Raw genomic sequence first — 21,141 nt, forward strand, 5'->3', positions numbered from 1 at the left:
GTCACCTGTTGGGCCGCACCAGTTGACGACGCTCGTCACGGCACCCGCCGGACGGTGAGCGGCCCGGCGGTGACGTCGCGGCCCAGCGCCTGGGCCAACGACCGGGAGCGCAGCACCGGGCTCGGTGTCCCCGAAGCGTGCAGGAACCCGTCGATGAGGTCGGCCAGCGCTGCCACCGATTCCCAGTGCGGCGACCATTCGAGCACGGCGCGCGCCCGGCCGGTGTCCAGCAGCGGCAGCGAAAACGCCATATCGAGCCAGCCGCGGTCGATTGGCTGCAATCGCGCACGCCACGATGCCTCGACCGCCAAGCCAAGCAGGCCCGAGGGCACGTGAATCGGGTGCGCCCGCAACACTTTTGCGATGTCGTCGCGGGACACCGGTGGTTCCGCGGCCAGATTGAACGGCCCCGTGGCGCCACGCTCCATCGCCCGCACGCAGGCGTCGGCGACGTCGTCGGCGTGCACGATGGACACGCACAGCGAGCGGTCCAGCGGCAGCACCGGCAGCCAGCGCAGCCACCGCGAGTCGACGTATGCGGGCAGGGTGTAGCGTCGCAGGCCCGGCGCGGCGTCGCGCTGCATGATGAATCCGGGCCGCATCCGGGTGATGCCGACGCCGTCGGGATTGCGTCGCTCGTAGTCGTCGAGCATGCGCTCCACCGTGGATTTCGCGCGGCTGTAAGCGGACGACCCGATCCCCGCGGTCGACCACGATTCGTCGACCTTTTCCCCGTACCGTCCCGGCGCATAGGTGCCCACCGACGACATGTGCACCAACTGCGCCACTTTGGCGTCGTGGGCCGCGCTCAGCACGGCGGAGCTCCCGTTGATGGCGACCGCGTCCAGATAGCGCGTGTTGCGGGTGGGCTGGAATCCCCACGCCAGATGGATCACGCACTGCGCGCCGCGAAAGACGTCGAGCAACTCAGATTGCACGGCGGGTTCGGCGAGGTCCAGCTCATGCCATCGGACGGATCGATACACCCCCTCGGGCGGCGGTCGTCGGCGGCTTACGCCGACGATGTCATAGTCGGTGCCGTCTTCGGCGAGCCGGCGCAGCAAGGCGGTGCCGACGTTGCCACTGGCCCCGGTGATCACGATCCGCTCGGACACCGGCTACCTCCTTCCAACGGGCGGCTACCCTTCGGCGTCTCTGCCGTCACGGCTGTGCTGATAGGCGCGGGCGCGCAGATCGGCCAGCCATCTGGGGTGCAGGCTCAGGCCGGGTGCGGTGTTGAGGACGGGGTCGAACGACACGTCGTGGTCGTGCTCGGGATCGAGCGCGGTGGTCAGGGTCATCCGGGCCAAGGGCGTGAAATCGCCTCTGCCGCAGGCCTGGTCGATCGTCACCTCGATGTTGCTGCGCTCGAGCTTGGCCCGGACGCTGTCCAGCGAGAGCCCGCCGCCGATCTCGCTCGAGGTCCTGGCCCGCAGCCACCAGTTGTTGTCCTGATAGTGCAGCGGCATCAACGTGGTCAGCGTTTGACCGTTCCACGACGTGGCCGGGCGCAGCGCCACCGCGCGCGACAGTACGCCCGACCCCGAGGAGACCAGCAGGATGTCCCACGGCTTGTCCGACGCCTGCGCCGCGGGCACCCGCAAGGCCAGCCCGATGAAGTCGGGCAGCGACCCTGGCGTCCCGGTCGCCTTCGACAGGCGCGCAACAATCTCTGACGACGCGATCGGCAGGCCCTGGTCCGCCGGGGCGACGCGCTCGACGTAGCCCTGCGCCAGCACGCCGATCGGGTGGAAGAAGCGCTTACCCCGGATCGCGGAGCCCCACTGGAACGGCAACGCCGCGAGTTCGAAAACGTTCACCGGCGGCGGATTCCCATTCTGCGGCCGGGGAAACACCGACGGTCAGGTGGACGTCAGCGCGGCCCCGTCCCGGTGGGCGGCCCCGGGCTGGCCTATCGGCGGTACCCGGGTGGCCCGCACGTAGACGGTGTCGCCCTCGCGCAGGGCCAGCGCCTCGGCATCCCCGCGGGTGATCTGCGCGGTGAACGGATCTCCGGTGGCCGCGCTGGTTAACTCGACCCGCACCTCGAAGCCCAGCGCGACCACCCGGTCGACGGTGGCGGCCACCACCCCGACGGACGCGGCGGTTCCATCGCCGCCGGCGACCGCTAGTTCGGGGTTGCGGCCCACCCGGATATCGTGCGGGCGCACCAGGGCGCCGTTGAGGTCCGACACCGCGCCGAGGAACGACATCACGAAGGGATTCTCCGGCGAGTCGTACACCTCGGTCGGCGAGCCCACCTGTTCGATGCGCCCCTGGTTGAGGACGGCGATGCGGTCGGCGACGTCGAGCGCCTCGGTCTGGTCGTGGGTGACCAGCACCGTGGTCACGTGCACCTCGTCATGCAGGCGCCGCAACCAAGCCCGCAGATCCTCGCGCACCTTGGCGTCCAGCGCGCCGAACGGCTCGTCGAGCAGCAGCACCTGCGGGTCGACCGCCAGCGCCCGCGCCAGCGCCATACGCTGGCGCTGACCGCCGGACAACTGGTTGGGATAGCGGGCCTGAAACCCGCTCAGTCCCACCACTTCGAGCAGGTTGTCGACCTTGGCCTTGATCTCGGCCTTGGGTCGCTTGCGGATCTTGAGCCCGTAGGCCACGTTGTCGCGCACGGTCAGGTGCTTGAACGCCGCGTAGTGCTGAAACACGAACCCGATGCCGCGGCGCTGCGGCGGCACCCGGGTCACGTCGCGGCCATTGATCGTGACGGTTCCGGTATCGGGTTGGTCGAGCCCGGCGATGGTGCGCAGCAGGGTCGACTTGCCCGAGCCGCTGGGACCCAGCAACGCCGTCAGCGAGCCGGTGGGCACGGCGAAGTCCACCTGGTCCAGCGCGACGAAATCGCCATAACGTTTGTTGGCGTCGCGCACGACGATGGCGAGGTCGTCCCGGTTGGCGTGAGTCACGGTCATTCTCCTCGTCAGGCCTGCTTCGCCACTCGTGCGCGGCGCGCGTCCAGCACCACCTGGAAAACCAGCACCAGCACGGCAACCCCCATCAGCAGCGTGGACAGCGCGTAGGCGCCGTATTCCGCCCCGCGGTTGTACCGGTCGGAGACAAGCAATGTCAGTGTCTGCGACTTTCCCGGCAGGTTCGACGACACCATCAGCACGGCACCGTACTCCCCCAGGGTACGTGCAATGGTCAACACGATCCCGTAGGTCAGACCCCACCGGATGGACGGCAGCGTGATCCGCCAAAACGTCTGCCACCACCCCGAACCCAGGGTGGCCGCCGCCTCCTCCTGATCGGTGCCCAGCTCGTGCAGCACCGGCTCCACTTCGCGCACCACGAAGGGCAGGGTGACGAAGATGCTGGCCAACACGATGCCCGGCAGGCCGAAGATGATCTTGAACCCGAGGTCCTGTTCGACGAATCCGAGCGCACCGGCCGAACCCCACAGCACGATCAACGCGACACCCACGATGACGGGCGAGACCGCGAACGGCAGGTCGATGACCGCCTGCAGCACACCCTTGCCGCGGAACCTGTTGCGCGCAAGGACCAATGCGGTGGGGATGCCGAAGATGACGTTGAGGGGTACCACGATGGCCACCACCAGCAGCGTCAGGTTCAGCGCCGATATCGCCGCGGGGGTGCTGACCCAGGCGTAGAACTGGCCCAGCCCGGGTTGGAACGTGCGCCACAGGATCAACGCCACCGGAATGACCAGCAGCACGAAGATGTAGGCGAGCGCGACGAACCGCAACCAATAGCGCACTCCCGCAGACGATGTCATGCGGACAGCTCCTCTCGCTTGGCCGCGCGGCCGCCCACGATCCGCAGGATGAGCAGCACGACAAACGAAATGCCCAACAGCACAATCGATATCGCGGCGGCACCGGTGCGGTCGTCGTTCTCGATCAACGTGCGGATCCACTGTGAGGACACTTCGGTCTTGCCGGGCACCGCACCGCCGATGAGCACCACCGAACCGAACTCGCCGATCGCCCGGGAGAAGGCCAGCCCCGCCCCGGACAACAAGGCGGGCAGCAGCGACGGCAGCACCACCGAGGTGAAGATCTTCGGCCCGCTGGCACCCAGCGACGCCGCGGCCTCTTCGGTTTCGCGATCCAGTTCGAGTAGCACCGGCTGCACGGCGCGCACCACGAACGGCAGCGTGACGAAGGCCAGGGCGACCGCCACACCCCACGACGTGTGCTGCAGGTGTAAACCGACGGGGCTGTGGTTGCCGTACAACGCCAGCATCACCAGGCTGGCGACGATGGTCGGCAGCGCGAAGGGCAGATCGATGATCGCGTCCACGAGGCGCTTGCCCGGAAAGTCATCCCGCACCAGCACCCACGCGATCACCAGGCCGAAGACCAGGTTGAGCACCGTGACCCCGGCCGAGATCGTCAGGGTCACCCGGAACGATTCCAGCGCGGCATTCGAGGTGACCGCGAGCCAGAAGGCGTGCCAGCCACCACCCGCGGATTGCCACGCGATCGCCGCCAACGGCAGCAACACGATCACCGACAGCCACACCGTGGCCACGCCGACGCGTAGGGCGGTGGTGCCGCGGCCGCGCCCGGGCAGCGGACCCGGTGGCGCGTCACCGTTGAGCTCGGGCCGGACCGCCAGCGGGTCCGGGGTGATGGCGGTCATCCGGTGGCCTTCGTGTAGATCTTCGTGATGCTGCCGGAGTTCTTGTCGAACAGCTGCGGATCCGCGGTGGCCCAGCCGCCCAGGTCGGCGATGGTCCACAGCTTCGCCGGCACCGGGTACTGGTTGCGGAAGTCGGCGGCGACGGCCGGGTCGACCGGGCGGAAACCGGCTTGCGCCCAGACCTTTTGGGCGGCGGCCGTGTACTGGAAGTTCTTGAAGGCGACGGCGGCGTCCAGATGCGGGCTGGTGTTGACCACCGCCACCGGGTTGTCGATCTTGAAGGTCTGCGCCAGGTTGATGTGTTCGACCGGCTTTCCGGCCCGCTCGGTGGCGATGGCCTCGTTCTCGTAGCTGATCAACACGTCACCGCTGCCCTGGACGAAGACGTCGGTGGCCTCCCGTCCCGATCCGGGGCGCAGCTTCACGTGTTCGGTAACCAGCTTCTTGATGAAATCGACCCCGGCGTCGCTGTGGGCGCCGCCTTCGCTCTTGACCGCGTACGGCGCGAGCAGGTTCCACTTGGCCGAGCCGGAGCTCAGCGGGCTGGGGGTGATGACTTCCACTCCGGGCCGCAGCAGATCGTCCCAATCCCTGATGTTCTTCGGATTGCCCTTGCGCACCACCAGCGTGACGACCGAACCGAACGGAATCCCCTTGGTGGCGTCGGTATTCCAGTCCTTGGAGACCTTGCCGGCCTTGACCAGTCGCGCGATGTCGGGTTCGACGGAGAAGTTCACGACGTCGGCCGGCTTGCCGTCGACGACGCCGCGGGACTGGTCACCGGAGGCGCCGTAGGAGGTGACCACCTGCACGCCCTTGCCCTCATCGGAGGCGTTGAACGCCGGAATTATCTTGCTCCAACCGGGTTCTGGGACCGAGTAGGCGACCAGGGTGATGCTGGTGCGCGCGTTGGCCAGACCACCGCCGCCGACGGCATCACTGGCGCCGCCGTGGCACCCGGCGATGGCGCCGGCGATCAGGGTAAGTGCGAGGACGGGCCGCCAGCGCGATGCGGTCCTTGTGTCCATTGAGGGCCTTCCGGTGCGAGAGGTATGGGAGTCGGGTCCCGTTTCTGCGGAAAGGCACCTAGAACTTCAGGAGAATTCGAAAACTCCAGACCAGACCGCGCACGGGTTTGGGAGTCAGCGACAACAGTGCACGAGGGCATAGCACTCCGAGATGCTCATCGCCACGCGCATGGCGGGAAGCCTAACAGGAATTGACGTTGCCGCCACCGCGACGGTGGCTGTGCAGAGGGCCCGCGGGCGTTAGCGGTGCATCGCGTGGGTCACCAGCCACGTGACGATCACCAACGCCACCAGGATGACCAGAATCAGGGTCACGTGTGACCGAGGCATGGGCTACCCGGGCGTCCCGTCGTGGCGGGCGCGGCGCATCAGCTCGATGCCTTTCCCGAGCACGCCATCCAGCAGGGCCGCCGTGGCGTAGGCCACCACCAGCACGGCGGGCACCACCACCAGGGCCTGCAGCACGAAAGGCAGCCCCGAAAGCCACAGCTCGTTGCCGTCCCACCAATTGAGGAACGCGTTCACGGGGCTCACCCTATTCGGCCCGACCGCCGAAGACCATCGGCCCGCCGGGAACACGCGCCGGCATAGGCCGGGCGCAGCGGATCGGCGCGCGGCGCGCCACCTCGGTGAAACGTTGGACGCGGGACCGCTGAGCAGCGATGATGTCCAGATGGTTTTGCACGCCCAGCCCGAAGACCAACCGGCCCCGCCGGACGGTGCCCTGCCCGAGGAAGAGTTTCACGCCGCCTCGGCCACGTCGATGTCGTCGTCCATCGACCTGCGCACACCCGGGCCGCTCGCTCCCAGCGCGGCCCTGCGGAACCCGTTCCCGCCGATCGCCGACTATGCGTTCCTGTCGGACTGGGAGACCACGTGCTTGATCTCCCCCGCCGGATCGGTCGAATGGCTCTGCGTGCCCCGCCCGGATTCGCCTAGCGTGTTCGGTGCGATCCTGGACCGCAGCGCCGGCCATTTCCGACTGGGCCCGTATGGCGTCTCGGTGCCTTCCGCCCGCCGGTACCTGCCCGGCAGCCTGATCATGGAAACCACCTGGCAGACCCACACCGGGTGGCTGATCGTGCGCGATGCGCTGGTGATGGGCCCGTGGCACGACCTGGAGCGACGGTCTCGGACGCACCGCCGCACCCCGATGGACTGGGACGCCGAGCACATCTTGCTGCGCACCGTGCGCTGCGTCAGCGGCACCGTCGAACTGATGATGAGCTGCGAACCGGCGTTCGACTATCACCGCGTCGGCGCCACCTGGGAGTACTCCGCCAACGCCTACGGCGAGGCCGTCGCGCGCGCCACCAAGGATCCCGACGCCCACCCGACGATGCGGCTGACGTCCAACCTGCGGATCGGGCTGGAGGGCCGCGAGGCGCGCGCACGCACCCGGATGAAAGAGGGCGACGACGTGTTCGTCGCCCTGAGCTGGACCAAGCACCCGGCGCCGCAGACCTACCAAGAGGCCGCCGACAAGATGTGGCAGACCACCGAGTGCTGGCGGCAGTGGATCAACATCGGTAACTTTCCCGACCACCCGTGGCGGGCGTACCTGCAGCGCAGCGCGCTGACCCTGAAGGGCCTGACCTACTCGCCCACCGGCGCGCTGCTGGCGGCCAGCACCACATCGCTGCCGGAAACGCCGCAGGGCGAACGTAACTGGGACTACCGCTACGCCTGGGTGCGCGACTCCACCTTCGCGCTGTGGGGCCTGTACACGCTCGGACTGGATCGCGAGGCCGACGACTTCTTCGCGTTCATCGCCGACGTCTCCGGCGCCAACAACAACGAGCGGCACCCGCTGCAGGTCATGTACGGCGTGGGCGGCGAGCGCAGTCTGGTCGAAGAGGAGCTTCATCACCTGTCCGGCTACGACCACGCCCGGCCGGTGCGCATCGGCAACGGCGCCTACGACCAGATCCAGCACGACATCTGGGGCTCCATCCTGGACTCCTTCTACCTGCACGCCAAGTCGCGCGAGCAGGTCCCCGAGACGTTGTGGCCGGTGCTAAAGAAGCAGGTGGAGGAGGCGATCAAGCACTGGCGCGAGCCCGACCGCGGGATCTGGGAGGTGCGCGGGGAGCCGCAGCACTTCACGTCGTCGAAGGTGATGTGCTGGGTGGCGCTCGACCGCGGCGCCAAGCTGGCCGAGCGGCAGGGCGAGAAGAGCTATGCCCAGCAGTGGCGCGCGATCGCCGAGGAGATCAAGAACGACATCCTGACGCACGGCGTGGACTCCCGCGGGGTGTTCACCCAGCGCTACGGCAGCGACGCGCTGGACGCCTCGCTGCTGTTGGTGGTGCTGACGCGGTTCTTGCCGCCGGATGACCCGCGGGTGCGCAACACCGTCTTGGCGATCGCCGACGAACTCACCCAGGAAGGCCTGGTGCTGCGCTACCGGGTCGAGGAAACCGACGACGGCCTGTCCGGCGAGGAGGGCACCTTCACGATCTGCTCGTTCTGGCTGGTGTCGGCGCTCGTCGAGATCGGCGAGGTGCGGCGCGCCAAGCGCCTGTGTGAGCGGCTGCTGTCCTACGCCAGCCCGCTGCATCTCTACGCCGAGGAGATCGAGCCGCGCACCGGCCGGCAGCTGGGCAACTTCCCGCAGGCCTTCACCCACCTGGCGCTGATCAACGCGGTAGTGCACGTCATCCGCGCAGAAGAGGAAGCCGACGGCTCCGGAATGTTCCAGCCCGCCAACGCCCCGATGTGACGTGGCGATCGCAAGCGCGGCGTTAGCCGGGCGAAGCGGGTCGCCACCATCAGGACGTGGCGATCGCAAGCGCGGCGTTAGCCGGGCGAAGCGGGTCGCCACCATCAGGACGTGGCGATCGCAAGCGCGGCGTTAGCCGGGCGAAGCGGGTCGCCCGGCTCAGCTGCGGGGGCTGAGCTTGTTCATGAGCGCATGGGTGAGGTCGATGGCGGTGGTGTTGATGTCGGCGTTCCCCTTGTCTGCTTGCGTGTAGATCGGACTGAACTCGACCGTGACCTCGACCAAGTAGGGTCCCTTGACGCCAAGGGCCCGGGCCGTGGGGATGGCGTTCAAACCACCGTGTGGGCCGCAGCCCATCGAAACCGTAGCCGCGACAACCGAGTCCGCGACGCGTACGTCGGAGATGGCGTCCGAACCCCACGCGTCGATGGGTTCCGCCAGCAGCGTGGCGCCGTTGCATCTGCGCCACTGCGCCGTGAACTTGGCGAACAGCGCGTAGGCGTCCGCGTCCGTCCCCAGCGCGACGATGCCCTGCTGGACGCTGTCGACCCGCTCGGAATCGCCTTTGTGAACCCACATTTCACGGGCCGTGAGCTGTATCGGTGCGGAGGCGTACGTGACTCGCTGCATCAGGTGAACGACCCCGATGCAGTCGGCCGGCTGCCCGTTATCCCAATTGGACCCCAATTTGTCGTCGCCCCCGAAATCGGAGTAGTGCGGGTAGGGCTGGAACGGCTGGCCGAGCAGCCCCGCCAGCGCCGTACCGTCGAACAGCACGCGTTTGATGGCTGGCACCCGCCCCGCGCTCGGTGCCAGACCTGCTGTGCCGGTGATGGTTTCGGTGCACCCGCTCACCAGCAGCACCGCGATCAAAACGACAAGCGAGCTGCTCTTCACTTCGTCACTGCCCTTCCCGGCGCAACGTCAACCCAGAGCGCTCACCCTGTCCATCAGGGCGTGCGCAACGTCGATGGCGCTGGTGTTGAGGTCGGCCGAGCCGGGGTCGGAGGACCGTCGCCCGCCGAAGAACACCACCTGGACCTCGACGAGGCAGTTCGACCGGATGCCGATGGCCCGCGCCTGCGGGGTGGGCCGCAGCGGCGGCATGTTGGGCAAGATCGACGTCGCGGTCTTGGTCGCGGCGATGGTGGAATCCGTGACGCGGACGTCGCTGATGACGTTCGTCGTGCTGATCGGGCCGGACTGTTCCGACGTCGTCATGCCGTTGCACTGCTGCCACTGCCCCGAGAACTGCGTAAACAGCGCCTGCGCCTGTGCGGGCGACGGGAGGGTGACCACCCCCTCCTCGACCACGATCACCTGCGCCGGTTCGCCGTTGTTCCACCACGACTCGGACGCAACGTCTTTCACGTCGGCGGACCGGTACACGCCCTGCTGCAGCATCGCCGTCACGCCCAGGCACCCGGCCTGCGACATCGTCCGCTGGACCTGATAAAGCCTTTCGGGCCCGCCGAATTCGGCCGGGTCCCGCGCCACGAACGTCTGATTGAGCATCCGCGAGAGCGTCGGGCCGTCGAGAAGCACCTGCTTTACCGTCACGCCGCTGAGCGGTCGCGGCTTGAGGTTCGGCGCCGGCTTCGCCGTGCCCGCCACCACTCCACCGCAACCCGTCGCCAGCACAGCGACCGCCATCAACGCCGTCGCCATCCCCCGAATCCGCATGGCTACTTCTTGCCCTTGTCCCCCGCGGCGTCGGCGGACAACGCCGCGACGAACGCCTCCTGCGGCACATCGACGCGCCCGATGGTCTTCATCCGCTTCTTGCCTTCCTTCTGCTTTTCGAGAAGCTTGCGTTTACGGGTGATGTCGCCGCCGTAGCACTTGGACAGCACGTCCTTGCGTATCGCGCGAATGTTCTCCCGCGCAATGATTTTCGATCCGATGGCCGCCTGGACGGGTACCTCGAACTGCTGGCGCGGAATCAGCTCCTTGAGCTTGGTGGTCATCTTGTTGCCGTAGGCGAACGCCGAATCCCTGTGGACGATCGCGCTGAACGCGTCGACCGCCTCGCCCTGCAACAGGATGTCGACCTTGACCAACTGGGCCTCCTGCTCGCCGGCCTCCTCGTAGTCGAGGCTGGCGTAACCGCGGGTGCGTGACTTCAGCGAATCGAAGAAGTCGAAGATGATCTCGCCCAGCGGCATGGTGTAGCGCAGCTCGACGCGTTCGGGTGACAGGTAATCCATGCCGCCGAGCTCGCCACGGCGCGACTGGCACAGTTCCATGATGGTGCCGATGAATTCACTGGGCGCGATGATGGTGGTCTTGACCACCGGCTCGTAGACCTCGCGGATCTTCCCCTCGGGCCAGTCCGACGGGTTGGTCACCCGGATCTCGGTGTTGTCTTCCTTGACCACCCGGTAGACGACGTTGGGCGAGGTCGAGATCAGGTCCAGGTTGAACTCTCGCTCCAGGCGTTCGCGGGTGATCTCCATGTGCAGCAAACCCAAGAAGCCGCAACGGAATCCGAAGCCCAGGGCCACCGACGTCTCCGGCTCGTAGGTCAGGGCCGCGTCGTTGAGCTGCAGCCTGTCCAGGGCGTCGCGCAGATCCGGGTAGTCGGAGCCGTCCACCGGATACAGGCCCGAGTAGACCATCGGCTTGGGCTCGCGGTATCCGGTCAGCGCCTCGGCGGCGCCGTGGCGTGCCGTCGTCACCGTGTCCCCCACCTTGGATTGGCGGACGTCCTTGACGCCGGTGATCAGGTAGCCCACCTCGCCCACGCCCAGGCCGTCGCTGGCCTTCGGTTCGGGCGAGACGATGCCGACCTCGAGCAGTTCGTGGGTGGCGCCGGTGGACATCATCGCGATGCGTTCGCGAGGAGTGATCTTGCCGTCGACCACCCGCACGTAGGTCACCACACCGCGGTAGATGTCGTAGACCGAGTCGAAGATCATCGCCCGCAGCGGCGCGTCTGCCTGGCCCTGCGGGGGCGGCACCTCGCGCACCACGTGATCGAGCAGGTCGGCGACGCCGTCTCCGGTCTTGCCGGAAACCCGCAGCACGTCGCCCGGCTCGCAGCCGATGATGTGGGCGATCTCGGCGGCGTAGCGGTCCGGGTCCGCGGCGGGCAGGTCGATCTTGTTCAGGACCGGGATGATGTGCAGGTCGCGGTCGAGCGCCAGGTAGAGGTTGGCCAGGGTCTGCGCCTCAATGCCTTGGGCGGCGTCCACCAGCAGCACCGCGCCCTCGCACGCCTCCAGCGCGCGCGACACCTCGTAGGTGAAGTCAACGTGACCCGGGGTGTCGATCAGGTGCAGCACGTACTCGGTGTCACCGACTTTCCACGGCAGGCGCACGTTCTGGGCCTTGATGGTGATGCCGCGCTCGCGCTCGATGTCCATCCGGTCCAGGTACTGAGCGCGCATGGACCGCTCGTCGACGACGCCGGTGAGCTGGAGCATGCGGTCGGCCAGCGTGGACTTTCCGTGGTCGATGTGGGCGATGATGCAGAAGTTCCGAATCTGCGCCGGCGCGGTGAAGGTCTTGTCGGCGAAACTGCTGATGGGAATCTCCTGGTGCGTGCTACTTGACGGGGCGCTTTGCGGCCGTTACCGGCGCGGTTCGCGGGTATGTCCAGCGTATCCAGACAGGGCCGCCGGGACCTACTTGGACACAGTCGCACCCTGCCGCTCGCGTCTATGCTGCGAATATGTCGTCTCCCCGGAAATCCCAGTGGAAGACGTTTCAGCGGTTCGCGGAGAATCTGGTGTTCAATGGCGCTCCGCGCCTGGTCCGGACCGTGCAGAATTCCCAGACCGTGCTGCGCGAGCTGCAGCAGGCCGTGAAGATCACGGCGAACGTCATCGCCGCGGTGGCGCCACCACCTCCCGACGCACCCGTCACCGGCCGGCCGGTGACCAGCGGCAGCCTCCCGACCGCGCAGCGGGCCCGCAAGCTGGTGTACGCACCGAGCCTGGACGGCCGGGCCGATCCCGGTGAGATCGTCTGGACGTGGGTGGTCTACGAGGACGACCCCACCCGGGGCAAGGACCGGCCCGTCCTGGTCGTGGGCCGGGACCGCAGCGTCCTGCTGGGGTTGATGGTGTCCAGCCAGGAGCGCCACGCCGCCGACCCGGACTGGGTTGGAATCGGTTCCGGCCCGTGGGATTACGAAGGCAGGCAGAGCTGGGTCCGGCTGGACCGGGTGCTCGACGTGCCCGAGGAGGGCATCCGCCGCGAGGGCGCCATCCTGGATCGCGAGATCTTCGACGTGGTGGCCGCCCGGCTGCGCGCCGACTACTCCTGGCGCTGAATGCGTAGGGCGCTACGCCGAGCGTGAATCGCCACGTTCGGCGAGCGGCGTCGGGCCGGTCAGCCCTGGGTGATGTAGGAATGCAGCTGCTGCTGCTCGGCCTCGAGTTCTTCCAGCCGGCTCTTCACCACGTCACCGATGCTGACGATCCCGATCAGCTTCTTGCCGTCCAGCACCGGCACGTGCCGCACCCGGTTCTTGGTCATCAACACGCTGATCGCGTCGACTTCGTCGGTCTTCGTGCAGGTCGCCAGCATGGACGTCATGATCTTGGACACCGGGCGAGACAGCACACTGGCGCCGTGCGTATGCAGCTGACGCACGACGTCGCGCTCCGATACGATGCCGACCACACCCTCGTCGCCGACCACCACCATGGCGCCGATGTTCTGGTCGCTCAGCCCCGCAAGCAGCTCGCGAACCGTCGCGTCGGGGTTGATGGTCACCACCGCCGCGCCCTTGTTCCGCAAGACGTCCGCTATCCGCATCGGGGCCTCCAGCCGGGTTGTGATCCGCTTCACATCAGGCTACGGCTTCCTCGCGCGGCGCAAAAGCCACTAAGAGAACCTGCAAACAGATCGTGTCCTAGCGGTGAAGGCCGCGCGGATCGCGCGATTGGGCCACTGCGGGAGCCGCGGGCTTACAAGATAAGGCCATGATCGAGGTCACCCTGCTGGGAACCGGAAGCCCCATCCCCGACCCGAACCGCGCCGGGCCGTCAACTCTCGTGCGGGCCGGCGGGCAGGTGTTCCTGGTGGACTGCGGGCGCGGTGTGCTGCAGCGCGCGGCCGCGGTCGGGGTGGGCGCCGCCGGAGTGTCGGCGTTGCTGCTGACCCACCTGCACAGCGATCACGTCGGCGACCTCGGCGATGTGCTCATCACCCGTTGGATCAGCACCTTCACGCCCGACCCCGCACCGCTGCCCATCATCGGGCCGCCCGGCACCGCCGAGGCGGTCGCGGCGACGCTGAACGCGTTCCGCCACGACATCGGCTACCGGATCGCGCATCACGCCGACATCAACTCGCCGCCGGCGGTGGATGTGCACGAATACACCGAGGGAACCGTCTGGGACCGCGACGGCGTGGCCATCCGGGTCGCCCCCACCGATCACCGGCCGGTGGCGCCGACCATCGGCTTTCGCATCGACTATCAGGGCGCCTCGGTGGTGCTCGCGGGCGACACCGTCCCATGCGCGGGCCTGGACGACCTGGCGGCGGGGGCGGGCGCGCTGGTGCACACCGTGATCCGCAAGGACATCGTCGCCACCATCCCGCAGCAACGGCTGCAGGACATCTGCGACTACCACTCGTCGGTGGAGGAGGCGGCGTCGACCGCGGCGCGCGCGGGGGTGGCCACCCTGGTCATGACGCACTACGTGCCGGCGCTGGTGCCCGGCCAGGAGGAGCAGTGGCGGGCCCTGGCGGCCACGCAGTTCAGTGGGCGGGTCGAACTCGGTGACGACCTGCATCGCGTTCAGGTCGACGCGTCCGCGTGATGGCCGCCCGCGGCCGCTTGCCCGGCGGCCGAATCTCGTTGTGCCGCATGGGTTAGGGCAACGCCCGCCACCATCAGCCAGGTCAGCGCCAGCACCCGGGCGATCGGCAGGATGACGCCCAGCGCCGGCCAGATCAGCACCGCCGTCGCCAATTCGGCGAGGATGGCGGTGGCCAGGCCGAGCCGCGCGACGGGTCCCGGCATCAACGCGCGGGTGAGGCCGGGCACCGCGATCCCGCCGACCAGCACGCCCAGCGCCACGATGTGTCCCGGGCCGCCGGTGAGAAAGACCAACAAGTAGAGCGCCCGGACCACCGCCGCGTTCGCGGCGACATCCGGTATCGACAACGCCCAACCCAGCAGCCCCGCCAGGCCGAGCGCACCGGCGGCCAAGACGCCGCCGCTCAACGTGACCGCGCCGGATCCGGCCCCGAGGCGGCTCAGCCGGGCGGAGGCGCTCGCCGCGTAGATCGCCAGCGGCACCGACGACGCGAACGTCGCAACGGCGATGATGCGCACGGCGGTCGGCTGGGCGCGAACGTAGGCGGTGACGGCACCCGCCGGGCCGTAGGGCAACGGCAGGACGCCGCCCACCGCGACGCCGATGGCGATGCCGCCGACGAGCAGCGCGATGCAGACCAGGGCCAGCGCCGCCAGGGGCGAGCCGGGCCAGCTCTTATCGCGGCGAGGCGCGCCTTCGGCCGGATCGTTCATTTCTGCAACGGTATCCCTGCACCGGCGAACCCCACCCCCGGGCTAGGCGAGCCGGGTCACCTCCACGATGACGTCGAGGTCGGTGGCGCCCTCCCCGGAGTAGATGCCCTTCAGCGGGGAGACGTCGGCGTAGTCGCGGCCCACGCCCACGCCGACGTACTGCTCGGTGATCTCGGTGTCGTTGGTGGGGTCATAGCTCCACCAGGCACCCGTCCACGCCTCAATCCAGGCGTGGCTTCGCCCGTCGACGGTGTCGCCGACGACGGCGTCGCGCTTGGGGTGCAGGTAGCCCGAGACGTAGTGCGCCGGAATCCCCATGCTGCGCAACAGCATCAGCGACAAATGCACGAAGTCCTGGCACACACCCTTGCCCGCTTTGAGCGCGTCCAGCCCGGACGAGTGCACGCTGGTGGTGCCCGGCAGGTATTCCAGTTCTTCGCGCACCCAATTGGCCGCGGCGACAACGGCTTCGGCCGGCTTGTGGGTCTTGCTGATCTTCTTGCCGACCGACGCCACCCGCTTGCTGGCCGGCGCGTGCTGGGTGGGACGAAGCAAGTCGTAGTAGCGATCGATCACGGCCTCGGACTGCAGGTCGCTCCAGCCCGCCTCCGCCGAGAGTGGCTCGGCCCGCTCGGTTTCCACGACCGACGTTGACATCACCGTAAGGTCGGTGTGCGGGGCGTGCAGGTCGAATGCGGTGACCGCGGTACCCCAGTAGTCGATGTAGCGGTAGGACCGGGTCGCCGGGATGGTTTCGACACGGTTGAGGATGACGTTTTGCCGGCTGTTCGACCGCGGGGTCAACCGGGCCTCGTTGTAGGAGGCGGTGACCGGGGATTGGTAGGCGTAACCCGTGGTGTGCACCACCCGCAACCGCCACATCAGCCGTCCCCTTTCCTGCTGACCAGCCGGGCGCGCTGGCCCGCGTCCGACCAGGCCACCCAGGGCGTCACGTGGAAGTACTGCAGCGCCAACGCCTCTCCGACGTCGTGGCAGGTGCGCTGCAGCCCCGCCAGGCGGCTCTCCAACGACTCCAGCAGCACGCCGGGCTGCACGAATTCCAATTCGCTGCGGGCCTGCCCGAGTAATCGCTGAGCCTCGGCGGTGGCCCCGATCCGGCTCTGCCGGTTGTGGACCAGCTCGTCGAGATTGTGCTCGGCCAGCCGCAGCGAATAGAACACTGAACGCGGAAACAGCCTGTCCAACAACATGAATTCGACCACCCGCCCGGCGTCCAGCACACCGCGATAGGTACGCAGATAGGTGTCGTGCGCGCCCGCCGAACGCAACAGCGTCACCCACGCCGGGGACGAGGCGCTGTCGCCGACCCGCGACAACAACAGCCGCACCGTCATGTCGACCCGTTCGATGGCCCGGCCCAGCACCATGAACCGGTAGCCGTCGTCACGGGACAGCGTGGAGTCGGCCAGGCCGGCGAACATCGCCGCCCGCCGCTCGATGAACGACAGAAAGTCGTGCGGCCCAAGGCGTTTGGCGGCCCGCTCACGTTCGGGCAGGGCGTGGTAGGTGGTGTTGAGGCATTCCCAGATCTCGCTGGAGGTCACCTCGCGCGCCGACTTGGCGTTCTCGCGCGCCGAGGTGATGGCATCGACGATCGAGCAGCCGCCCTGGGTGTTGGTGCTGTAGGCCACCAGATCGGTCAGCGACCACACGTCCAGGTCGTGAGTCGGCGGGTCGATGCCGAGCACGCGCAGCAGCAGCCGCGACGCCTGGTCGGGGTCGACGCTGGAATCCTCGAGCAACTGGTGCAGCGCCACGTCCAGGATGCGCGCGGTGTCGTCGGCGCGTTCGACGTAGCGGCCGATCCAGTAGAGCGACTCGGCGTTACGTGCCAACATCGTGCACCGCCCTTTGCTGTTGTTGTTGCTCGAGCTGCTCGCGCTGCGGCAGTTCGGTGGGCTGCGCCTGCTGAGACGTCAACCGCGCGGCGTCGTCGAGCATCGGTTCCGGCATCGAGGTGGGCAACGACCGCACCACCTCCGCCGCCTCGAGCTCGTGATCGCCGGCCGACGCCCGCGACGCCAGCACCCAGGTGTCCTTGGAGCCGCCGCCCTGACTGGAGTTGACCACCCGCGACCCCTCGACCAGGGCCACCCGGCTCAGCCCGCCGGGCAGCACCCACACGTCGTTGCCGTCGTTGACCGCGAACGGCCGCAGGTCGACGTAGCGAGGCGCCAGGGTGTTGCCGATCTGGGTCGGCACCGTCGACAGCTCCATCATCGGCTGCGCGATCCAGCTCCGCGGATCGTCGCGCACCTTCTTGGCGACGGCCGCCAACTCTTTCTCCGAGGCCTCCGGCCCGAACACGATGCCGTAGCCGCCCGACCCCTCCACCGGCTTGAGCACCAGCTCGTCGATGCGGTCCAGCACCTCTTCGCGCTCGTCGTCGAGCCAGCAGCGCAACGTCTCCACGTTGGCCAGCAGCGGCTTCTCCCCGAGGTAGTACTCGATCATCGTCGGCACATAGGTGTAGACGAGTTTGTCGTCGCCGACGCCGTTGCCGATCGCGCTGGAGATGGACACGTTGCCCGCACGGGCGGCGTTGACCAGCCCCGCCACCCCCAGCACCGAATCGGCGCGGAACTGCAGCGGATCCAGGAAGGCGTCGTCGATGCGCCGATAGATGACGTCGACCTGGCGCTCCCCCTCGGTGGTGCGCATGTACACCTGGTTGTCGCGGCAGAACAGGTCGCGGCCTTCGACCAGCTCGACCCCCATCTGGCGGGCCAGCAGCGAATGCTCGAAATAGGCCGAGTTGTAGACGCCCGGGGTCAGCACCACCACCGTCGGGTCGGCCTCGTTAGTGGCCGCGGAGTTGCGCAGCGCCCGCAGCAGGTGCGAGGCGTAGTCGTCGACCGCGCGCACCCGGTGGCTGGCGAACAGGTTGGGGAACACGCGCGCCATGGTGCGCCGGTTCTCCATGACATAGGACACACCCGACGGCGACCGCAGGTTGTCCTCGAGGACCCGCCAGGTCCCCTTGTCGTCGCGGATCAGGTCGATGCCGGCGACGTGGATCCGCACGCCGTTGGGCGGGACGATGCCCATCGCCTGGCGGTGGAAGTGCTCGCACGACGTGATCAGCCGGCGCGGGATCACCCCGTCGTTCAATATCTCCTGGTCACCGTAGATGTCGTCGAGGTACATCTCGAGCGCCTTGACGCGCTGGGTGATGCCGCGCTCCAGGCGGGTCCACTCGGCGGCCGAGATGACCCGCGGCACCAGGTCCAGCGGAAACGGCCGCTCCTGGCCCGACAACGAGAAGGTAATGCCCTGGTCGAGGAAGGCGCGGGACAGCGCTTCGGCGCGGGCTTTGAGCTCCGAGGCGTCCGACGGCGCGAGCTCGGCGTAGATGCCCCTGTACGGGCCGCGCACGGCGCCCTGGGCATCGAACATCTCGTCGAACGCCATGTCGTAGGCGTCGGAGGACATGTTGTATCCGTCGAAGATGCGCTCAGAGCGCGCAGCGCGAAAACCCCGCTTGGTGTGGTCAAGCTGGTTGGTAAGACTCACTGTTCAGATGCTGCCTCAAGTCGACGTTCTGGCAGCCCACGTGTTCCCGTTTTGGGAGAAAACGTAACTCACTGATAACCTGGGCAATCGCTGTGGTGATATCCGGCGCCCCACAAAACGTCTAATCGAAGAAGGAACTCCCGCGTGGCCAACATCAAGTCGCAGCAGAAGCGCAACAAGACGAACGAGCGCGCTCGCCTTCGCAACAAGTCGGTGAAGTCGTCGCTGCGTACCGCTGTCCGCGCGTTCCGCGAGGCCGCCCACGCCGGTGACAAGGATAAGGCCGCCGAGTTGCTGGTGGCGACCAACCGCAAGCTGGACAAGGCCGCCAGCAAGGGCGTGATCCACAAGAACCAGGCGGCGAACAAGAAGTCGGCGCTGGCGCAGGTGCTCAACAAGATCTAAGGCTTGTACCCAGCCGACGACGCCCGCCCTCTAGTGGCCGCGCTGGGCGGCTAGCTCGGCGACCTGCCTGACCGCGGATTCCAGGGCGTAGTCGGCGTCCACCACCGCTCCCTTCACGTTCGCGTTGAGCGCGGCCACCACCTTCATCGCGGTCGCCACAGAGTCACGCGACCAACGCCGCGCCTGCTTTTGTGCCTTCTGCACCCGCCAGGGCGGCATCCCCAGCTGAGACGCCAGCCGGTAGGGATCCCCGGACAGTGGGCCGACCCGGCCGATCGTGTGGATCGCCTCGGCCAGCGCATCCGCCAGCACCACCAGCGGCTCACCACGCATCATCGCCCACCGCAACGCCTCGGCGGCCCCTTCGATGTCGCCGGTAACCGCCTTGTCCGCGATGTCGAAGCCCTTCACCTCGGCCTTGCCGCTGTGATAGCGGCGGACCGCGTCGGCGTCGACCACCCCGCCGGTGTCGGCGACCAACTGGGAGCAGGCGGAGGCCAACTCCCGCAGGTCGGAACCGACCGAATCCAGCAGCGCGGTCACCGTCTGCTCGTCGGCCTTGACCCGCAGGCCACGAAACTCCTTGCGAACGAAATCGATGCGCTCGCTCAGTTTGGTGATCCGCGCGCACGAATGCACCACGGCGCCAAGGGATTGCAGCTCGGTGGCCAGCGCCTTGGCGCGCCCGCCGCCGGAGTGCACCACGATTAGCACCACGCCGGTCGGCATGTCGCTCGCGGCCGAAACGATCACCGCGGCAGCGTCTTTGCCCGCTTCGCCGGCGGCCTCCAGCACGACGATGCGCTCGTCGGCGAACAGCGACGGGCTCAACAGCTCGGCGAGCTCATAGGTGCTGACGTCGCCCGCCCGCATCCGGTTGACCGGCACGTCCACGTCCTTGGAGGTGCCGGCTCGTTTGCGCGCCGACCGCAGCACGTCGGACACCGCCCGCTCGACCAGCAGTTCCTCGTCTCCCAGGACCAGGTGCAACGGCGAATTCTCGGTCACCCCACGATGGTGTCACGCCCCACCGACCCCGCCGCTCGGGGATCGACAGCGCGATGCTCGCCTACGCCAGTCCGGACAGGGCCCACGCCAGCCCGGCCAGCGCCCCGACCCCCGCCGCGACGCGAAACGGTCGCCACCGCCACAGCACCACCGCCAGCACCGTGACACCGCCGACGATCAGGATGCCGGGCATTCCCTCGGGGACCGGCACCGCGGCGCCGGGCATGTCGGCCGCCGCGTGGGCCACGCCGTCCACCCACCACAACTCCGGGCCGGTGAACCGGATCAGCAGCCGCGCGGCGGCCGGCCATAGCGCGCAGAGCGCGGCCGCCGCGGTGCCCAGCACCGTGATCGGGGCGATCACACCGGCCACCGCGAGGTTCGCCAGGGCGGCAACCACGCTGAATCGCCCGGAGATCGCCGCCACCAGCGGTGCGGTCACCACCTGCGCGGCCCAAGCGACGGCGAGCGCGTCGGCCAGCGGCTTGGGCCATCCCTTGGCGACCAGGCGCCGCGACCAGACCGGCGCGACGACGATCAGCGCCGCGGTGGCGAGCACCGATAGTGCGAACCCCACGTCCACGGCCAGCGCGGGGGCGACCGCCAGCAACACCAGCACGGTGGCGGCGAGGGCCGGAATGGCTTGCCGCCGACGCGAAGTCAGCATGCCCGTCAGCGCGATGGCACCCATCACCGCCGCCCGCACCACACTCGCCGTCGGCTGCACGACGATGACGAACGCCACCAGCGCCAGCGCGGCAAGCGCGACGGCCGACCGCGGGCCGATCAGCCGGGCCGAGAACAGCACGGCCGCACACACGATCGTCACGTTGGCACCCGAGACGGCCATCAGGTGCGTCATGCCGGCCACACGAAAGTCGCGGCTGGTGTCGCTTGGCACCGCCGAGGTGTCACCGAGCACCAGCGCGGGCAGCATCGCCGCCTGCTCGCCGGGCAGCGTGGCCCGGACTGCGGCCGCAAAGCGGCTGCGCACGCCGTGCGCAGCCGACTGCACGGCGCTCGCGGTGCCCATGGTCGGCGGCCCCGACGCATTGAGCACGGCGACGGTCAGGTCCCGGCGGGTCGGCCGGGTGATCCGCGCGGTGAACCGCACCGGCTGGCCCACCGTCACGGCGGCAAAGTCCGAGGCGCGCGCGAAAACCACGACCCGGCCTGACATTTCGGCTTCGCGCAGGCGTTGCAGGGTCGCCCGAAACATCAGCCGGCTGCTGCCCAGCGACACCGGGCTCTCGGTGGGGGTGACGGTAGCCGGGGCGCTGGTGCCGAAGGCCGCGGTGATCGGGTGGTGAGCGGCCGCGTCGGCGCGCAGC

21 protein-coding genes are annotated in these 21,141 nt (G+C 68.4%); 4 read left to right on the forward strand and 17 right to left on the reverse strand.

Annotation, left to right across the window (positions count from 1 at the left end):
• Positions 1–35 precede the first annotated feature (35 nt).
• The 7 genes from DQP58_RS19760 to DQP58_RS19790 all read right to left on the reverse strand — a co-directional run bounded on the left by DQP58_RS19760 (position 36) and on the right by DQP58_RS19790 (position 6,188).
• Positions 36–1,115 carry an NAD-dependent epimerase/dehydratase family protein gene (locus DQP58_RS19760; protein WP_112709927.1) on the reverse strand — a complete coding sequence of 360 codons (1,080 nt, stop codon included), beginning with the start codon at positions 1,113–1,115 and terminating at the stop codon, positions 36–38.
• A gap of 24 nt (positions 1,116–1,139) precedes the next feature.
• Complete coding sequence (locus DQP58_RS19765) at positions 1,140–1,820, reverse strand: phosphodiesterase (RefSeq protein WP_112709928.1); 681 nt, start codon at positions 1,818–1,820, stop codon at positions 1,140–1,142.
• Positions 1,821–1,862: 42 nt separating this feature from the next.
• Complete coding sequence (locus tag DQP58_RS19770) at positions 1,863–2,930, reverse strand: sulfate/molybdate ABC transporter ATP-binding protein (protein WP_112709929.1); 1,068 nt, start codon at positions 2,928–2,930, stop codon at positions 1,863–1,865.
• Between the two features lie 8 nt (positions 2,931–2,938).
• Positions 2,939–3,757: a sulfate ABC transporter permease subunit CysW gene (gene cysW, locus DQP58_RS19775; RefSeq protein WP_112709930.1), complete on the reverse strand. Its 819-nt coding sequence runs from the start codon at positions 3,755–3,757 to the stop codon at positions 2,939–2,941.
• Positions 3,754–4,626, reverse strand: coding sequence for a sulfate ABC transporter permease subunit CysT (gene cysT / locus DQP58_RS19780; RefSeq protein ID WP_112709931.1), 873 nt, complete (start codon positions 4,624–4,626; stop codon positions 3,754–3,756). The genes cysW and cysT overlap by 4 nt, the downstream gene beginning before the upstream one ends.
• Positions 4,623–5,654, reverse strand: coding sequence for a sulfate ABC transporter substrate-binding protein (locus tag DQP58_RS19785; protein WP_112709932.1), 1,032 nt, complete (start codon positions 5,652–5,654; stop codon positions 4,623–4,625). Before DQP58_RS19785 ends, cysT begins: the two co-directional genes overlap by 4 nt.
• 333 nt (positions 5,655–5,987) lie before the next feature.
• Positions 5,988–6,188, reverse strand: coding sequence for a hypothetical protein (locus tag DQP58_RS19790; RefSeq protein ID WP_231997791.1), 201 nt, complete (start codon positions 6,186–6,188; stop codon positions 5,988–5,990).
• Between the two features lie 139 nt (positions 6,189–6,327).
• Here DQP58_RS19790 and DQP58_RS19795 point away from each other — a divergent pair, with 139 nt between their 5' ends.
• Positions 6,328–8,376, forward strand: a complete 2,049-nt coding sequence (locus DQP58_RS19795; protein ID WP_112709942.1) for a glycoside hydrolase family 15 protein — start codon at positions 6,328–6,330, stop codon at positions 8,374–8,376.
• A 159-nt stretch (positions 8,377–8,535) separates the two neighbouring features.
• On the opposite strand, the gene DQP58_RS19800 is transcribed toward DQP58_RS19795, so the two are convergent.
• The 3 genes from DQP58_RS19800 to lepA are packed head-to-tail and all read right to left on the reverse strand — an operon-like array spanning position 8,536 to position 11,909.
• Complete coding sequence (locus DQP58_RS19800) at positions 8,536–9,273, reverse strand: sensor domain-containing protein (protein WP_112709933.1); 738 nt, start codon at positions 9,271–9,273, stop codon at positions 8,536–8,538.
• A 27-nt stretch (positions 9,274–9,300) separates the two neighbouring features.
• The gene (locus DQP58_RS19805) at positions 9,301–10,059 is read right to left on the reverse strand and encodes a sensor domain-containing protein (protein ID WP_112709934.1); all 759 of its coding nucleotides are present in this window, start codon (positions 10,057–10,059) and stop codon (positions 9,301–9,303) included.
• Between the two features lie 2 nt (positions 10,060–10,061).
• On the reverse strand, positions 10,062–11,909 hold the full coding sequence (gene lepA / locus DQP58_RS19810; protein WP_112709935.1) for a translation elongation factor 4: 1,848 nt from the start codon (positions 11,907–11,909) through the stop codon (positions 10,062–10,064).
• A gap of 140 nt (positions 11,910–12,049) precedes the next feature.
• Here lepA and DQP58_RS19815 point away from each other — a divergent pair, with 140 nt between their 5' ends.
• A complete protein-coding gene (locus tag DQP58_RS19815) occupies positions 12,050–12,652 on the forward strand; it encodes a type II toxin-antitoxin system PemK/MazF family toxin (RefSeq protein WP_066862687.1) in 603 nt (200 codons plus the stop codon).
• A gap of 59 nt (positions 12,653–12,711) precedes the next feature.
• Here DQP58_RS19815 and DQP58_RS19820 read toward each other — a convergent pair whose 3' ends face one another.
• Positions 12,712–13,140: a CBS domain-containing protein gene (locus tag DQP58_RS19820; RefSeq protein ID WP_066862712.1), complete on the reverse strand. Its 429-nt coding sequence runs from the start codon at positions 13,138–13,140 to the stop codon at positions 12,712–12,714.
• Between the two features lie 167 nt (positions 13,141–13,307).
• Here DQP58_RS19820 and DQP58_RS19825 point away from each other — a divergent pair, with 167 nt between their 5' ends.
• The gene (locus tag DQP58_RS19825) at positions 13,308–14,150 is read left to right on the forward strand and encodes a ribonuclease Z (RefSeq protein WP_112709936.1); all 843 of its coding nucleotides are present in this window, start codon (positions 13,308–13,310) and stop codon (positions 14,148–14,150) included.
• Here DQP58_RS19825 and DQP58_RS19830 read toward each other — a convergent pair.
• From DQP58_RS19830 to DQP58_RS19845, 4 genes are read right to left on the reverse strand one after another with little or no spacing between them, the layout of a single operon-like run.
• Positions 14,129–14,863, reverse strand: a complete 735-nt coding sequence (locus DQP58_RS19830; protein WP_112709937.1) for a hypothetical protein — start codon at positions 14,861–14,863, stop codon at positions 14,129–14,131. The two genes, DQP58_RS19825 and DQP58_RS19830, sit on opposite strands and share 22 nt — an antisense overlap.
• Before the next feature lie 42 nt (positions 14,864–14,905).
• Complete coding sequence (locus DQP58_RS19835) at positions 14,906–15,745, reverse strand: transglutaminase family protein (protein WP_112709938.1); 840 nt, start codon at positions 15,743–15,745, stop codon at positions 14,906–14,908.
• A complete protein-coding gene (locus tag DQP58_RS19840) occupies positions 15,745–16,722 on the reverse strand; it encodes an alpha-E domain-containing protein (RefSeq protein WP_112709939.1) in 978 nt (325 codons plus the stop codon). Before DQP58_RS19840 ends, DQP58_RS19835 begins: the two co-directional genes overlap by 1 nt.
• Entirely contained in the window at positions 16,709–18,397 is a 1,689-nt protein-coding gene (locus DQP58_RS19845; RefSeq protein ID WP_112709940.1) for a circularly permuted type 2 ATP-grasp protein, read from the reverse strand. The genes DQP58_RS19840 and DQP58_RS19845 overlap by 14 nt, the downstream gene beginning before the upstream one ends.
• A 144-nt stretch (positions 18,398–18,541) precedes the next feature.
• Between DQP58_RS19845 and rpsT the strand changes: the two genes are divergently transcribed.
• On the forward strand, positions 18,542–18,802 hold the full coding sequence (rpsT, locus tag DQP58_RS19850; protein ID WP_112709941.1) for a 30S ribosomal protein S20: 261 nt from the start codon (positions 18,542–18,544) through the stop codon (positions 18,800–18,802).
• Positions 18,803–18,832: 30 nt separating this feature from the next.
• On the opposite strand, the gene holA is transcribed toward rpsT, so the two are convergent.
• Together holA and DQP58_RS19860 are read right to left on the reverse strand one after the other, a co-directional pair.
• Positions 18,833–19,810, reverse strand: coding sequence for a DNA polymerase III subunit delta (holA, locus tag DQP58_RS19855; RefSeq protein ID WP_346427286.1), 978 nt, complete (start codon positions 19,808–19,810; stop codon positions 18,833–18,835).
• Positions 19,811–19,871: 61 nt separating this feature from the next.
• Positions 19,872–21,141 (reverse strand): ComEC/Rec2 family competence protein (locus DQP58_RS19860; protein ID WP_133259405.1); only part of this gene is annotated, 1,270 nt, incomplete at its 5' end.

It is taken from the genome of Mycobacterium colombiense (assembly GCF_003284975.1).
GTDB lineage: Bacteria > Actinomycetota > Actinomycetes > Mycobacteriales > Mycobacteriaceae > Mycobacterium > Mycobacterium europaeum_A.

Coding starts and splice junctions, on each gene's coding strand:
- DQP58_RS19785 (WP_112709932.1), bottom strand. CDS start 5,654: ATGGACACAAGGACCGCATCGCGCTGGCGGCCCGTCCTCGCACTTACC.
- DQP58_RS19770 (WP_112709929.1), bottom strand. CDS start 2,930: ATGACCGTGACTCACGCCAACCGGGACGACCTCGCCATCGTCGTGCGC.
- DQP58_RS19805 (WP_112709934.1), bottom strand. CDS start 10,059: ATGCGGATTCGGGGGATGGCGACGGCGTTGATGGCGGTCGCTGTGCTG.
- DQP58_RS19820 (WP_066862712.1), bottom strand. CDS start 13,140: ATGCGGATAGCGGACGTCTTGCGGAACAAGGGCGCGGCGGTGGTGACC.
- DQP58_RS19840 (WP_112709939.1), bottom strand. CDS start 16,722: ATGTTGGCACGTAACGCCGAGTCGCTCTACTGGATCGGCCGCTACGTC.
- DQP58_RS19815 (WP_066862687.1), top strand. CDS start 12,050: ATGTCGTCTCCCCGGAAATCCCAGTGGAAGACGTTTCAGCGGTTCGCG.
- DQP58_RS19835 (WP_112709938.1), bottom strand. CDS start 15,745: ATGTGGCGGTTGCGGGTGGTGCACACCACGGGTTACGCCTACCAATCC.
- DQP58_RS19825 (WP_112709936.1), top strand. CDS start 13,308: ATGATCGAGGTCACCCTGCTGGGAACCGGAAGCCCCATCCCCGACCCG.
- cysT (WP_112709931.1), bottom strand. CDS start 4,626: ATGACCGCCATCACCCCGGACCCGCTGGCGGTCCGGCCCGAGCTCAAC.
- DQP58_RS19830 (WP_112709937.1), bottom strand. CDS start 14,863: ATGAACGATCCGGCCGAAGGCGCGCCTCGCCGCGATAAGAGCTGGCCC.
- DQP58_RS19795 (WP_112709942.1), top strand. CDS start 6,328: ATGGTTTTGCACGCCCAGCCCGAAGACCAACCGGCCCCGCCGGACGGT.
- cysW (WP_112709930.1), bottom strand. CDS start 3,757: ATGACATCGTCTGCGGGAGTGCGCTATTGGTTGCGGTTCGTCGCGCTC.